This window comes from Mesobacillus sp. QJM3NY_10, assembly GCF_056173465.1.
In genome coordinates this window covers 3,327,702-3,343,239 of record NZ_CM149675.1, presented here as the reverse complement: position 1 = coordinate 3,343,239, position 15,538 = coordinate 3,327,702, and the positions used below count along the sequence as shown (strand labels likewise).

At 40.7% G+C, this 15,538-nt stretch carries 14 protein-coding genes; 9 read left to right on the top strand and 5 right to left on the bottom strand.

All coding sequences use genetic code 11. The features are described 5' to 3' along the window. Positions 1–10 precede the first annotated feature (10 nt). Positions 11–580, bottom strand: a complete 570-nt coding sequence (locus AC0VX7_RS16905) for a 5' nucleotidase, NT5C type (RefSeq protein ID WP_215036451.1) — start codon at positions 578–580, stop codon at positions 11–13. 158 nt (positions 581–738) lie between these two features. On the opposite strand from AC0VX7_RS16905, the gene AC0VX7_RS16900 reads away from it, so the two are divergent. Further along, positions 739–1,293 carry a DUF4190 domain-containing protein gene (locus AC0VX7_RS16900; RefSeq protein ID WP_475425134.1) on the top strand — a complete coding sequence of 185 codons (555 nt, stop codon included), beginning with the start codon at positions 739–741 and terminating at the stop codon, positions 1,291–1,293. Positions 1,294–1,356: 63 nt separating this feature from the next. On the opposite strand, the gene ispG is transcribed toward AC0VX7_RS16900, so the two are convergent. The 3 genes from ispG to AC0VX7_RS16885 form a co-directional block, all read right to left on the bottom strand. Next, positions 1,357–2,445, bottom strand: a complete 1,089-nt coding sequence (gene ispG, locus AC0VX7_RS16895) for a flavodoxin-dependent (E)-4-hydroxy-3-methylbut-2-enyl-diphosphate synthase (protein WP_475428186.1) — start codon at positions 2,443–2,445, stop codon at positions 1,357–1,359. A 126-nt stretch (positions 2,446–2,571) separates the two neighbouring features. Continuing rightward, entirely contained in the window at positions 2,572–2,928 is a 357-nt protein-coding gene (locus AC0VX7_RS16890; protein WP_475425133.1) for a hypothetical protein, read from the bottom strand. A gap of 222 nt (positions 2,929–3,150) precedes the next feature. Continuing rightward, positions 3,151–3,927 (bottom strand): DUF1189 domain-containing protein, encoded by a 777-nt coding sequence (locus tag AC0VX7_RS16885; RefSeq protein WP_475425132.1) that lies wholly within the window; start codon positions 3,925–3,927, stop codon positions 3,151–3,153. A 220-nt stretch (positions 3,928–4,147) separates the two neighbouring features. Here AC0VX7_RS16885 and AC0VX7_RS16880 point away from each other — a divergent pair, with 220 nt between their 5' ends. Both AC0VX7_RS16880 and AC0VX7_RS16875 read left to right on the top strand, forming a co-directional pair. Beyond that, positions 4,148–5,779 carry a Na/Pi cotransporter family protein gene (locus AC0VX7_RS16880; protein ID WP_475425131.1) on the top strand — a complete coding sequence of 544 codons (1,632 nt, stop codon included), beginning with the start codon at positions 4,148–4,150 and terminating at the stop codon, positions 5,777–5,779. Between the two features lie 63 nt (positions 5,780–5,842). Then, positions 5,843–6,322, top strand: a complete 480-nt coding sequence (locus tag AC0VX7_RS16875; protein WP_475425130.1) for a DUF456 domain-containing protein — start codon at positions 5,843–5,845, stop codon at positions 6,320–6,322. 425 nt (positions 6,323–6,747) lie between these two features. On the opposite strand, the gene AC0VX7_RS16870 is transcribed toward AC0VX7_RS16875, so the two are convergent. Next, positions 6,748–7,440 carry a Crp/Fnr family transcriptional regulator gene (locus AC0VX7_RS16870; protein WP_475425129.1) on the bottom strand — a complete coding sequence of 231 codons (693 nt, stop codon included), beginning with the start codon at positions 7,438–7,440 and terminating at the stop codon, positions 6,748–6,750. 437 nt (positions 7,441–7,877) lie between these two features. On the opposite strand from AC0VX7_RS16870, the gene AC0VX7_RS16865 reads away from it, so the two are divergent. From AC0VX7_RS16865 to pstA, 6 genes are all read left to right on the top strand, one after another. After that, positions 7,878–8,486 (top strand): superoxide dismutase, encoded by a 609-nt coding sequence (locus AC0VX7_RS16865; RefSeq protein ID WP_215036444.1) that lies wholly within the window; start codon positions 7,878–7,880, stop codon positions 8,484–8,486. Between the two features lie 143 nt (positions 8,487–8,629). Further along, complete coding sequence (locus AC0VX7_RS16860) at positions 8,630–9,850, top strand: MFS transporter (RefSeq protein ID WP_475425128.1); 1,221 nt, start codon at positions 8,630–8,632, stop codon at positions 9,848–9,850. A gap of 404 nt (positions 9,851–10,254) precedes the next feature. Continuing rightward, on the top strand, positions 10,255–12,387 hold the full coding sequence (locus AC0VX7_RS16855; protein ID WP_475428185.1) for a peptidoglycan D,D-transpeptidase FtsI family protein: 2,133 nt from the start codon (positions 10,255–10,257) through the stop codon (positions 12,385–12,387). A gap of 218 nt (positions 12,388–12,605) precedes the next feature. Further along, entirely contained in the window at positions 12,606–13,559 is a 954-nt protein-coding gene (locus tag AC0VX7_RS16850; protein WP_475425127.1) for a PstS family phosphate ABC transporter substrate-binding protein, read from the top strand. Between the two features lie 105 nt (positions 13,560–13,664). Continuing rightward, a complete protein-coding gene (pstC, locus tag AC0VX7_RS16845) occupies positions 13,665–14,639 on the top strand; it encodes a phosphate ABC transporter permease subunit PstC (RefSeq protein ID WP_475425126.1) in 975 nt (324 codons plus the stop codon). A 1-nt stretch (position 14,640) separates the two neighbouring features. Next, positions 14,641–15,525 (top strand): phosphate ABC transporter permease PstA, encoded by an 885-nt coding sequence (gene pstA, locus AC0VX7_RS16840; protein ID WP_041965495.1) that lies wholly within the window; start codon positions 14,641–14,643, stop codon positions 15,523–15,525. The last annotated feature ends 13 nt before the right edge of the window (positions 15,526–15,538 follow it).

Sequence of the window (15,538 nt, the reverse complement as noted above, 5' to 3'; positions counted from 1 at the left end):
GTGGCCGTTTTTAACTATTTTTAAACCAGTTTTCTACCCATTCATTTGCTTCCTGCCAGTTATTCACGCGGATCACTCCATTAGGAATCGGTTCCTGATTGTAAGGAGTATTGAAAAGGATGACCGGAATACTTAGCTCTTCGTGCAGGTCGACTGCATTATCGTGTTTATCCTCGAAAAATATATCCACTTCGTATTTACGAGCAGCATCGATTTTATCATGTGAGCCAATTAGATGGATGTCATGATATTTAAGTTCATTGACAGAAAACCATTCTTTAGTCAGATCTAGTAAATGTGTTCCCCTGGCACTGATAAAATATAATTCGTGCTCATTCTCCCAGCTCTTTAAAATATCCTTGGCACCTTTTGCTAAAGGTGACTTAGAATAAATTTCCGGTTCCATTTTTTTGAACCAGGCAGCGAACTCTCTTTCAGATACAGATACAAGCGGCATAAAATCATATTGCTTAATATCATCAAGAGTAATGTCTAAATCGAATCCTTCATTTAAATAAGGTACAAATGTAGTCGGACAAGTGACTGTGCCATCGATGTCTATGCCAAAACGTTTTTTCATCAATCTGCTCCTTAAACATTGATCTTTCTTTAATCTTACCAAATATGAAAGGCCTGCAAAAGATTTACTTTCTCAAGTTAGTCAAACATTGCCATGTTGAAATCCTCACTACTCGTAAACAATAATAAATGCTCCACTTAAGAAAGCGAGGGATTAAAGTGGCAGACCAAGAGCGAAAACAGAGAGGTACCGAATATATCACTGAACCTAAGCAGGATGTCATCACAATCAGGGATGCGCGTGATGAAATATACCAGGAAGAAACAGCAACTGAACTGTACTCTCCTGCACGTGACGAGCACTACCAGGAAATGACTGCAATCGCCGGACCTGAACGTGAGGAACACTATCAGGAAATGACTGCAATCGCTGGACCTGGGCGTGATGAGCACTACCAGGAGATGACTGCAATCGCCCGACCTGTACGTAAGGAACAGTACCAGGAAGAAACTGCGGCGGAGATTGCTGCTCCTGCACCACCTGCAATTACAAGAAGGTCAGAAGAAGAAAGTACAACTGGAGGACGAGGGCTTGCTCTATCAGCTCTTGCCCTATCGATCTTGTCGCTGTTTATTTTACCTGTTCTTTTCGGAGCTGCGGGGATTGTCCTTGGCTTCATGGCTCGCAGAAGAGGATCCGCTATCGGAAGCTGGGCAATTGGGATAGGGACAATCTCAATTCTAGTCGGCATCTTTATATTGCCGTTCTTCTAACGGTACTAAAAATGAATGCCAATAAAAAATGCCCGGGAATTGTTTCCCGGGCATTTTAATCGTTTATTTCTGAAGGGCGGCTTCCCGAATCTTTTCTTCAGCGATTTTATCGATTTCTTTCTTAAGTTCCTCTACCATTGTTTCCTCTGGCACTTTGCGGACGATCTCTCCTTTTCTGAAAAGAAGACCTTCTCCTCTTGCACCTGCAATGCCGATATCAGCTTCACGTGCTTCGCCAGGACCGTTAACAGCGCATCCAAGCACAGCTACCTTGATCGGTGCCTTTATTTTTGAGATGTACTCTTCCACCTCATTGGCAATGCTGATCAAATCGATTTCGATTCGTCCGCATGTTGGACAAGAGATTAATGTTGCTGCATTAGCTGCTAGGCCAAATGACTTTAACAGTTCTCTTGCAACCTTAACTTCCTCTACTGGGTCTGCACTCAATGATATCCTGACCGTGTTGCCGATTCCCTTGCTGAGGATCGCTCCAAGGCCAGCGGCACTTTTGACGGTACCAGCAAATAAAGTCCCTGATTCTGTAATTCCAAGGTGAAGCGGATAATCAAAAGCCTTTGCAGCTTTCTCGTAAGCCTCAATCGCCAGGTTAACATCAGAAGCCTTCATCGAAACGATGATATCATGGAAATCAAGGTCCTCGAGGATTTTGATGTGGTGCAAGGCACTCTCTACCATTCCATCTGCTGTAGGATAGCCGTATTTCTCAAGAATCCGTCTCTCAAGAGAACCAGCATTTACCCCAATCCGAATAGGAATGCCGCGCTCTTTGGCGGCTTTTACAACAGCCTCCACCTTTTCGCGTTTGCCGATATTACCTGGATTGATCCTGATTTTGTCAGCTCCGCCTTCTATCGCCTTAAGCGCAAGACGGTAATCAAAATGGATATCAACAACAAGTGGTATGTTTATTCTTTTTTTGATTTCGGATATGGCATTTGCTGCTCTTTCATCCGGACAAGCAACACGGACAATCTGGCAGCCTGCTTCTTCAAGGCGCATGATTTCAGCGACAGTCGCTTCGACATCATGCGTCTTGGTTGTTGTCATACTCTGGATGACAACTTCATTGTTGCCTCCGATGGTTAAATTCCCAACCTTTATTGGACGGGTTTTGGTACGATGTATAATTTCACTCAACAGTGATTCGCTCCTTTGAAAAATGGAATTCATGAATATGTTCCTAAAGTTGCATAACCCCATTTTATCAATCTTTTGCTCAAATTGACAAGGAAAGACTTCAATTGTTAGCCTTTGCTAATTTTGGCTGCTGTAGTCCGGGAATTTATAAACGTTTCCAAATTTGATTTTTTGGGGATCTGTCCCACCGTTCAGCCTTTTAAAGTCTTCCACTGCTTGTGAGACAGGCACGCTTAATGGTTTGTCCATATAACTGTCAATTACTGATAGTACAGTATCACCAGGCAGTACCTCGTGTTCAAAAAAAGGAATTTCTTGTGTGGTTTGTGTTTCTGTCTTTTCCGTCTCTACCATTTCCACTTTTGATGTTTCAGGTTCCTGCATTTTCGCTGCTGGAAGTGTTCCTATGCTTAAATCATTGTAGACTGCGTAAGCTACTATCAAGAAAACCAGTAATCCTGCCAGTTTTTTCATAGGACCTTCCTCCTTAAATGCTTATATCATTATTTATGCAGAAGAAATAGAGTTAAGAACCAATTTAATAGATAAAAAATGAAAGTTTATAAAGAAAATAAAATAATCAGGATTGAGGGAATGGAATTGTTTAAGAGGACAAATAGGGGGGAATGGGCAGAACGAGAGAAAATCCATATGTATTAATATGAAAGTAAAAAAAATACGCCAAAGGCGCATTTCTTAACTTTCCACAGCTTTCTTGGCAGGCAGTTCTTTAATGGCTAATAAAAGCATCATCGAAGCAACAAACCAGTTTATCGAAAAACTGTAAGGCACAGTTGTTTTTAATAGTGCCATGATCGTGAAAAATATAGTAGGGAGTGTTGTGCTATATGCTGCCATTCTCCATAAATGTGTGTATTGAAGCTTTCTGCCAGCCAGGTTTTTCAATAGAAGACCAAAAAGTGCTAATAGAGTAACCTCGATAAATTTCATACCGGTTGAAAAAACATAAATAACAATAAACAGTATTCCCAGCAATACAGGGAGCGAGGATTCAGCCGTATTGATGAGAGAAATAATGTCATCCTTCGTCATAGATTCACTTGTAAAAAGGGTGTAGGGTACAGCATTGGTTTCGCCGCCGGCAGCAAGCACAATCTCTTTTTGAAGCATTGCCACGTTTGCATCCATGCCAGTCAGTTCACTTTCATCGATCGCACCGGTAGGGTCAAAGATTAACGTGAAACTTCCATTTTTGATTGTTAACGGTGCTTTAATTTCTGACTGCAGCACTCCCTCTCGAATCGTAAAAGAAGGTAAATCAGTTTTGATGGATTGCTTGACCGAGCCAACTGCTTCTGAAATCCCAACAAACATATAATAGACTACAGGCAAAATGGATATTAGGGTCAGCATGAAGACAAATAAGATAGTTTTGCCTATACCCTGGAATCGCGTGTCAGCAATAATCTTTGGAGAGTACATGCTTTTTGCTAATTGTGTGAAAATACTCATGAATACACGTCCTTTAAAAGAATTACACTCACTATTTTAGCTTTTCACATAGTTAAATAACAACCTTTTTACCTCCGCTTTGTAACATATTTGTAACATAACGAAGAAATGTTAAGGTATTGTAAATTCGAAGTATAAACAGTTTACTTTTCATTAATATTTCCTTCATAATAAGCTGTGTTTGTAGATGTTTGTCGAAATAAATCTAGGGGTTGAAAAAATGGAATTGAATTTACAAGAAATGCTGTTTGAGTTCTTTGGGGGACTTGGTATCTTTTTATACGGCATTAAATTCATGGGTGATGGTTTGCAGAAGTCAGCAGGTGATCGACTTCGGGATATTCTCGACCGCTTTACCACTAATCCACTGATGGGTGTACTAGCAGGTATTTTTGTTACAGTCCTTTTACAAACAAGTAGTGGGACAACTGTTATTACGGTGGGACTAGTAAGTGCCGGATTTATGACGCTAAGGCAGGCAATTGGGGTCATCATGGGGGCAAATATCGGTACGACTGTTACAGCCTTTATCATTGGAATCGACATCGGCGAGTATGCTTTGCCGATTATAGCGGTTGGATCCATCATGTTATTTTTCTTCAAGAGCAAAAAAGTTCATAATTTTGGACAAATCGTATTTGGTTTCGGGGCACTGTTCTTTGGCCTTGAACTTATGAGCGGTGGTATGAAGCCATTGAGAAGCCTTGAAGCATTCCAAGATCTTACAGTGGAAATGAGTTCAAATCCAATACTCGGTGTAGTCATTGGTACTGTGTTTACTGTAATTGTTCAGAGTTCCAGCGCAACGATTGGTATTTTACAAAGTTTACATGCTGAATCAATGATTAATATACAGGGAGCATTGCCAATCCTGTTCGGTGATAATATCGGTACAACAATTACAGCTGTTTTGGCTGCGATTGGTACTTCAGTGGCTGCAAAAAGAGCTGCGGCTACACATGTACTATTCAATTTGATTGGAACAACTTTATTCGTCATTATTTTGGGACCATTCACCAAATTAATAGAGATTATTAGAGATAATTTAAGCTTGAATCCGGAGATGACAATCGCATTCGCTCACGGAATATTTAATACAACCAATACTCTTATTCAGTTGCCTTTCATTGCGATTTTGGCATTGATTGTGACTAAATTGATTCCTGGTGAAGATTCTATCGTTGATTACAAGGCTCAACATCTTGATCCAGTATTCATCGAGCAATCACCGTCAATCGCGCTTGGCCAGGCAAAGGAAGAAGTCCTGCGCATGGGTCAGTTTGCATTAAAGGGACTCGAAGAAACGAATGAATTCTTAAAGACTAAGAATACAAAGCATTCCTCGACTGCTTATCAGCTTGAAGATGCAATCAACAATCTTGACCGTAAAATCACAGACTATCTGGTAGACTTGTCACAAAGCTCTCTATCAGGACATGAATCAGAAGAGCATAGCATGCTGATCGATACAGTCCGGGATATTGAGAGAATTGGGGACCACTTCGAAAATATTGTTGAATTAATCGAGTACCAGCAGGCGAATAAGGTGAAGATGACTGATACAGCTATGGAAGATCTTGAAGTAATGTTCAACCTTACTGTGCGTACAGTTGAAGAGGCGCTTCAGGCATTGGACCAGAAGAATCTTGATGCTGCCAGAGCAGTAGTCACAAAAGAAGATGAGATTGACAGAATGGAACGTACGCTTAGAAAGCAGCATATCCTTCGCATGAATGAAGGACAGTGTACTGGACAGGCGGGTATCGTGTTCGTTGACATCATCAGCAACCTGGAGCGAATCGGCGACCATGCAGTAAACATCGCTGAGTACGTTTTGGGAGAGCAAAAATAGTGGTAAAATAAGCAAAGGGAAACCTTTGCTTATTTTTATTTCACAATTAAAAGGATGGATTGAATGGAAGTAGTTTATTGGATCATCATTGGTGTGTTATTCGTTGGAGCTTATGCAAGTTTGGTGGTGCCAATCTTGCCTGGGGTACTTTTAATGTTGGGCGGTTTTATCCTTTACGGCTTGTTTTTTTCATTTGAGCCTTTCAACTGGTTATTTTGGTCTGTCCAGGGGCTGTTCGTTGCACTGCTGTTTGGGGCTGATTATATTGCCAACATCATTGGTGTCAAAAAATATGGCGGGAGCAAGGCTGGGATGTGGGGAAGCACAATCGGTTTGTTGATCGGACCTTTTGTCATTCCAATCGTCGGTATCTTGATCGGGCCATTTTTAGGAGCGGCACTGGCTGAATCGCTGGTTAATAAAAAGAACTTGAATGATGCGATTAAGGTTGGCTTCGGTTCTGTGGTTGGTTTTGTCAGCAGTGTGGTGACAAAAGGAATCATCATGACCATCATGCTCGTTTATTTCTTCATTTTAATATAAAAAAATCGTGCTGAAGCAGCACGATTTTTTTATATGACCGGCATTATCGATCTTAATTGATTTTACTGTTATTAGATGATTATAGAAATTTCATAAAAGTACCCTTATGCAGCGTTTTCGGCACGCATAAGGTAACAATTAAGAGTTAATCGTACCCTTATGCAGCGTTTTCGCCACGCATAAGGTAACAATTAAGAGCTAATCGTACCCTTATGCAGCGTTTTCGCCACGCATAAGGTAACAATTAAGAGCTAATCGTACCCTTATGCAGTGTTTTCGGCACGCATAAGGTAACAATTAAGAGCTAATCGTACCCTTATGCAACGTTTTCGCCACGCATAAGGTAACAATTAAAAGCTAATCACACCCTTATGCCGAGTTACGGCCTGTGATAAGGGTAACTTTATTATCTAAAGCACGATTTTTTAATTCAATCCACATATTTCAAATGAACAATTCTGGCAGTCGACTTCTTTCTTTAAATATGTCAGGTTCTTTACCGTGAACTTAAGCTGATCATAAGCGATGACGTCTTTCTCGCGTAATTCCTTCAGCATTCTCTGGATAACTTCTCGTGTTCCGTATGTTAGATTGGCCAATTCCTGGTGGGTGAGGGGCAGATCGATCAGGATGCCTTCATCTGTCATCACACCATAACTATTGCACAGCCTGATCAAAATGGAGTACAAGCCGCCTTTCTTCCCGTTCATGATCAGGTCCTGACATTTCATCTGTGCTTTGAGGTATCTGGTACTGAGCCAGTTAACCATCGCGTTCATAGCAGTTTTATCGTTCATAATGAATTCCTCGAACTGCTCTCTTTTGATCATGAGAATTTCACATTCTGTAAGAGTCTTAGCAGAAAAGTGATAACGCGGATTATGCTTGAACAGTTCATATTCAATAATCATTTCTTCGCCATTCAAGATTTTCAGGATGAATTCCTTTCCTTTCATATGGACTCGGCCAACAGATACACTTCCACTGAGGATAACATAAACATTCTGAACATTTTCATCTTCCTGGAATAGCATTGTTTCAGGCTTGATTTTTTGAATTGTTTCCCGATCAATGAAGTTTTGCAAAATTAAGCTATATAATGATATATTTTTGTCCATCAAGGTCGTCTCCTTATTAAGCCTTTCTATACTTTTGATTTAAAAGAATTGTTGTTACTGTGTCAACGGTGTATTGGGAGAAATTGGAACAATTATATTGTAGATGCGACATTTATCGTTGACAGGACTGCATTTGAGCAATATTGACGATTTTCTGAAACTTTATCAATAGACTCCATTTCTCTTTTTTATAAACTGACTTGGCACACCAGAAATTTCTTTCAATTTTCACTAATAATAGTGCCAATGAAAATAAAATGTATATAACGTCGAAGAATAGGGGATTTTAAACTCGTTATATGAAAGCATTTTATTTGAAACGATTACCGTTCTTTGGTAATCTAAACAAGAAGCACTTTTAGAACAATTCTAATAACAGAATTATGTAAAAGGTCTTGTTCTGGGAGTGAAACACGATACATAGGAGGATGTTAAAAATGGCATTTGAATTACCACAATTACCTTATGCATATGATGCACTTGAGCCACACATCGACAAAGAAACAATGAATATTCACCACACTAAGCACCACAATACTTATGTAACTAACCTTAACAACGCTTTGGAAGGAAACGAAGAGCTTCTTTCTAAAACTGTTGAAGAAGTTGTTGCTAACCTTGATGCAGTGCCAGAAGCAGCACGCACTGCAGTTCGCAACAATGGCGGCGGACATGCGAACCACTCTTTATTCTGGCAAGTCATTTCTCCAAATGGCGGTGGTGAACCTACTGGCGAACTAGCAGAAGCAATTAACTCTAAGTTTGGCGGCTTCGAAGGCTTCAAGGAAGAGTTCTCTAAGGCAGCAACTACTCGTTTCGGCTCTGGCTGGGCTTGGCTTGTTGTTAACAATGGTGAGCTTGAAGTTACTAGCACTCCAAACCAGGACTCTCCATTAATGGAAGGCAAGACTCCAATTCTTGGACTTGATGTTTGGGAGCATGCATACTACCTGAACTATCAAAACAGAAGACCGGAATACATTGGTGCATTCTGGAACGTTGTTAACTGGGAAGAAGTTAGCAAGCGTTACACTTCTGCAAAATAATTGAATGATAACTTGAGGGGCTGCATTTAATTGCAGCCTCTCTTTTTTATTTATCCTCCTCCATACATAAAAGACCCTCGGGAAAAACTGAATAACCCCCTTTACTTTGTTAGAAACTACCCTAGAGAAAAGGGGAGTCGATCATGAGCAAAGTAAACAAATTATTAGGAGACATTGAATTGACAAAGGATTTAGCGCTCCTATTGATTATTGGGGGATTGTACTCATTGAGCATTGCCCTTTCGAATACCTTTGTTAACATTTATTTATGGAAGCAATCTGGTGAACTTGCCGATCTGGCAATGTATAATTTATCGATTGTCGTTGCGCAGCCACTTACATTCATTCTTGCGGGGAGATGGGCAAAAAAAGTCGACAGGGTCATTGTCCTTCGTATCGGTGTAATCTTTCTGGCCTTGTTTTATGTAACAGTTTTGTTTGTAGGAACAAAAGCTTCCGATTTTTTACTGTTACTAGGTGTGCTTTTAGGAATAGGCTACGGTTTTTATTGGCTTGCCTACAATGTTCTCACTTTTGAAATCACTGAACCGGAAACACGTGATTTCTTTAATGGTTTTCTGGGCATCCTTGGTTCAGTCGGTGGAATGATTGGACCTGTGGCTGCGGGATTCATTATTTCCAGGCTTGAGAAATTGACTGGCTATACGGTAGTATTTGGACTTTCATTGGGTCTTTTTTCAATCGCAGTGTTGCTAAGTTTTTTCCTGAAACGAAGGCCAGCCCATGGAAAGTACTGGTTTCAGCGCATTATTGCTGAAAGGAAGCATGATAAAAATTGGCGAATGGTTACAAATGCTCATTTTTTTCAAGGCTTGAGGGAGGGAGTATTTGTTTTCATTGTTTCGGTGTTTGTATTTATTGCTACAGATAGCGAAATGGCGTTGGGTACCTATGGACTGATCAATTCAGGGATTTCATTTCTTGCCTATTATTTTGTCTCAAGAATGCTGAAAAAAGAATACAGGAAAAAAGCGATTCTCGTGGGCGGGGTGATTCTTTTCCTAGCCATTTTCCTGATCGTTTTCCAGGTCACCTATTTCCGTTTGTTGTTATATGCGGCTCTGATTGCAGTCGCTTATCCATTGCTTCTCGTTCCGTATGCATCCATGACCTATGATGTAATTGGACGTGGCTGGAAAGCTGCTGAAATGAGAATCGAATATATAGTAGTCCGCGAATTATTTTTGAATCTTGGCCGTATAGCTTCGATTGTATTATTTCTGGCTTCAATCCATATCTTCAATGAAGAAAGGGCTATCCCCATCCTACTTGTCATCCTTGGGAGCGGACATACATTGATTTACTTTTTTATCCGGAAAATTCATCTGAAAGCCCCTGCATGACCGGGAAGATCCCCGGTCTTTTTTCTAGGCTCTTTTCTCAAGGCTCTTTTCTCAGACTTTGTTGGTATTGACTACAAAATAGGATTGAATGATTTATGTTTTTTCATAAAATTAAAGCTTATTATGAGAAAAGAGCATGAAAACTTAATACCGACCTGCAAAATGGGTAATATATTACGTTAAAATCGGCTTTAGGATTTTAACAACAATCTTTACGAAAACAGCCTTTTTCTATAATCCGATATAATTGGAAAATCTTTCTGACTTAGTTTATTGATAGAAAAAAACGGCCACTTTCGATAAAATAAAAGATAGTGCATAATCATGGACATACAGACTGAAGAGGTGGGAGAGGCTTGAACAAGAAGAAAAAGAAGAAGACGCATGTGCCATTCAGGCTGAATATGTTGTTTTTTGCCGTTTTTGTTTTGTTTTCAATGCTAATTTTAAGACTTGGCATTGTTCAAATTGTTTACGGTGAGGATTTTAAAAGGGAAATAGAACGAACTGAAGACGTTACCGTGAACAATCCTGTTCCGAGAGGGAAAATGTACGACCGGAACATGAAAACGATTGTCGATAATACACCCAGTAAGGCTATAACATATACAAAGAGCCAGGGCACTAAGACGAAAGAGATGCTCATGGTCGCAGAACGACTTGCAAAACTGATATCAAAGGATTCTGAAGAGGATTTAAAGAAAGTCAGAGAACGGGACAAAAAGGATTATTGGATCTTAACAAATGAAGAGCGTGCCAGAGAAAAAATCCTGGAAAAAGAATGGGCACAGTATGATGAAAAAAAGCTGGATGATAAAGCCCTTTATAATCTCCAGCTGGATCGCATTACTGAAAGTGAGCTCAATGAATTAACGGACGAGGATCTTGAAATACTCGCTATTTTACGTGAGATGATGAGCGGATACGCATTGTCGCCTCAAATCGTCAAAAAAGAGGTAACACCGGAGGAGTTCGCTATTGTCAGTGAGAACCTCGAAATGCTGCCAGGTGTCGACACAACGACTGACTGGGAGCGAAAATATTCTTATGACAAAACGCTTAGGTCGATTCTAGGAAAAGTAAGTGATTCCGAAAAGGGACTTCCGAAAGAAAAGCTTGAGTATTATCTTGCTCGCGGTTACAGCCGGAACGACAGAGTCGGCTTAAGTTACATTGAACAGCAATATGAAGATGTACTTCACGGCCAGAAGGCAAAAGTGAAAAACATTACCGATAAGGGCGGAAACGTTCTGGACACAAAGGTGATTACTGATGGACAGCGTGGCAAGGACCTTGTGCTGACGATCGACATGGATCTGCAGCTTGCTGTTGAGAAAATTATCGAAGAGGAATTGGCGAAGGCGAAGCAGCAGCCAAGGACAGGACTACTCGACAGAGCATTTGTTGTGTTGATGGATCCTAACACAGGAGAAGTGTTGTCGCTAGCCGGGAAGCAGATCGTTAAGGATGAAGAAACAGGAAAAACGGTCATGCAGGATTTTGCGAGCGGGAACTTTACAACTTCTTATAATGTCGGGTCTGCTGTTAAAGGAGCAACAATTTTAACAGGATTCAACACCGGAGCAATCAGTCCTGGTACTCAGTTTTACGATACACCGATTAAGATAAAAGGCACGAATCCGAAAAAGTCCTGGAAAGCAGGATTAGGTACTCTTGATGACCGCAATGCCCTGAAGGTGTCATCTAACGTCTACATGTTTAGGACTGCAATAAATATAGGAAAAGGCAATTATAAGTATGATCAGCCATTGTATCTTGAGCCACAAGCTTTTGATACGATGAGAAACTATTTCAGTCAATTTGGCCTTGGCACAAGGACAGGCATCGACTTGCCAAACGAAATGGTCGGATTCAAGGGAACAGAGAAAAGGCCTGGTCTTTTGCTTGACTTTGCGATTGGCCAGTATGATACGTACACGACACTTCAATTGGCACAATATGTTTCAACAATCGCAAATGGCGGCAACAGGCTTCAGCCAAGGATTGTCAAAGAGGTCAGAGAACCGGTCATGAAAAATAATGAAGTTGGTCCGGTGCTGAATGAATTGGAACCTGTCATCCTGAATAAGGTTGACGGCAAACCGGAATGGTTTGACAGAGTCCAGGAAGGTTTTAGGAGGGTTATGCAGGAGAGAGGCGGTACGGCCTATGGAGCCTTTTATACCGCTGATTATAAACCTGCTGGCAAAACGGGTACAGCGCAAGCTTTTTATGATGGACCGAAAAGAAAGAATTATGATAAGCCTCCTGAAGTGATGAACTTGAGCCTGGTTGCTTATGCTCCCCATGAAAATCCAGAAATTGCGATGGCTGTCATGGTTCCTTGGGCATATGAAGGCAATCAGGGACACCATGCAAATAATGACATCGGGCGGAGAGTCCTTGATACGTATTTTGAACTGAAAAAGAAACGCCTTGAGGGAAATATGAATCCCGAACAGCCAATCCAGGAAATTGAAAAGAAAGAAGAAGGAACTGAACTTCTTGAAGAAATTGCTGAAGATATTGAACAATAAACCTGATGAAACTGTCTCTATGAGGCAGTTTTTTTCTATTTATATGGGTATACTAACGCCAACCGGACAACTTAATGTTTTACCTTTTTTCGACAGGAATACACAAGAATCAACGAATTTACAAAACCTTTACATTCAGTTAAAACAGTCTTAAAAGAAGAACTGTATTCTTGGTCTTGTAGGACATAACAACCACATCTCGTAGGGGGAATTAAGGAATGAAAAGTCTTAAAAAGATGGGCCTGTTTTCTATGCTGGCAGCTGTCATGGTATTCGCTGCGGCTTGTGGTGGCGGAGATAACGAAGGTGGAAATGGAGAAGAACTTGAAGGCAGCGTCGTCATTGACGGTTCTGGTACAGTATATCCATTCATGGCACGCATGGCTGAAAACTATATGGGTGAACAAGAAAATGTTTCTGTTGAAGTAAGTCGCTCCGGAACATCAGCAGGCTTCAAGAAATTCCTTGCTGAAGACGGAACTGACTACAATGATGCTTCCCGCCAGATTAAGGATGAGGAAAAAGCAAAAGCTGAGGAACTTGGAATAGAAGTACAAGAAATGAAGGTTGCACTTGACGGTATTACAATCGTCATTAATAAAGATAATGACTGGGCTACTGAGCTTACTGAACAAGAAGTAAAAGATATCTTCCTTGCTAGCGCAGGAAAGAAAAAATGGTCTGATGTCCGCGCTGATTTCCCGAACGAAGAAATCAAAACTTACGGACCTAATGAAAACCACGGAACTTACGAGTTCATGTTTGAAACCATCTTGGAAGAACAAGATCTTCCAGAGGATATCAATCTGCAGCAAGACTACTCTACTCTTGTTGACCTTGTGTCCAAAGACAAGAATGCAATTGGCTTCTTCGGTTATGGATACTATGAAAGCAATAAAGACAAGCTTTCTGCTGTAAAAGTGGACTTTGGCAATGGTCCGGTTGAGCCTAGTTTGGATACGATCAAAGAAGATGGAGACTATGCTCCCTTCACTCGTCCAGTATTCACTTATTTGAATGTGAATAACGCGAAAGAAAAGCCGCAAGTATTGGATTATGCTATTTACACAATGAATAATGCTCAGGACGTTGCAAAGGAAACTGGTTTCGCTCCGTTATCTGATGAAGACGTAAAAGCATCACTCGATACACTAAATGGCTTGAAGAAGTAAAAACTTACGGCGGAAGATGAGAAGTCTGACCTTCTCATCTTCTTGCTTATGATAATGGTATAGTTTTTCCTTGGGTAATATAAGGGGAAGTTCTTCCTTGGAAGGATGAAAGGGGTTTTTTTTGTGGCAAAAGGTGTTGTACATGACCAAGACCAAAATTTGAATGTACGCGAAATAATTCAAGAAAAGAAAAGGACAAAGAGTTTCAATAATTATACTGAAAAATTCATACCAAAAATTTTATTTGGAATTGCAGCTATCTCAGTTTTTACGACAATTGGAATTGTACTTACATTACTTACTGAAACAATCGCCTTTTTTAAGGCCGTTCCTTTCTTAGATTTTTTTACGGGCACTAAGTTGAAGCCATTGGGTGAAAATGCTGTATTTGGAGTATTACCCCTGCTTACTGGCACACTCATTTCCACTGCAATTGCCATGCTCGTCGCCATTCCGGTCGGGCTGATGACAGCGGTATTCCTGAGTGAGTATGCTTCTGAAAAAACACGAAGGCTATTAAAGCCACTTCTTGAAATTCTTGCAGGCATCCCAACGATCGTGTATGGTTTCTTTGCATTCACCTTTGTTACACCTTTATTAAGATCATTTATTCCTGGTCTAGAACCAACAAATATATTGAGTCCAGGGATTGTTATGGGTATTATGATTATCCCAATGGTTGCATCGCTATCGGAAGACGCAATGAGTTCAGTGCCAAATTCGATGAGAGAAGGGGCATTGGCTTTGGGTGCAACCAAGCTTGAAGTAACCTGGAAAGTTGTTATTCCAGCTGCAATCTCTGGTATTATCGCATCTTTTGTTCTGGGGATTTCCAGAGCAATAGGCGAAACCATGATTGTAACGATTGCCAGCGGAAGTTCCAAAAACTTCACTTTTGATGTCACTCAATCTATGCAGACAATGACAGCTTATATTGTAGAAGTTACCGGAGGGGAAGCTGCGGCAGGAACTACATTGTATTACAGCCTTTATGCAGTTGCGATGACTTTGTTTGTTTTTACACTGATTATGAATATGGTCGCACAATATATCTCTCGCAAGTTCAGGGAGGAATATTAAGATGAAATATGTAGATTCCACTCAAGTTCAAAAAAAGATGGGTTCTCGTTTAATGGCGAACAACCTTGCAAAAACATTATTCTTCCTTTCAACACTATTTGGACTGTTAGTCCTGGTCGTTCTGATTTACCGAGTTTTAAAAGATGGATTACCATGGATAGACATTGATTTCCTGATGAACAGACTATCCACTGACCCAGAAAGAGCAGGTATATGGGGCGCAATCACCGGGACTTTATGGCTGATGGTCGTAGTGGCACCAGTAACAATGCTCCTCGGTATCGGTACAGCAATTTATCTCGAAGAATATGCAACTAAAGGCCGCATTTCTTCCTTTATTAAAACGAACATTTCAAACCTGGCTGGGGTTCCATCTGTCGTATTCGGAATCCTTGGTTTGACTGTATTTGCCAGGACACTTGATTTAGGATCAGTTGTCCTGGCCGGCGGTTTGACGATGGCATTGCTCGTGCTTCCTGTTGTCGTCGTGGCAAGTCAGGAAGCGATTCGTGCTGTACCTCAATTTTTGCGAGAGGCTTCTTATGGGATGGGCGCTACAAAATGGCAGACAATCAAGAATGTTGTATTGCCTGCTGCATTGCCAGGGATCCTGACTGGTGTCATCCTTGCTCTATCACGTGCGATTGGGGAAACAGCACCCCTTGTTGTAATTGGTATTCCGGCATTGTTGATACCTATTCCAGACGGAATTTTTGATAAGTTCACGATTTTGCCAGTGCAAATTTATTACTGGACAATTGACTCTGCTCTTGTAGCTGAATATGCCAATCTGGCAGCTGCAACAATCGTCATTTTGTTACTCGTTTTGTTTGTGATGAACTCAATTGCCATCTTGATTCGTAATAAATTCCAAAAAAGATATTAGTCTGGGAGGGGTA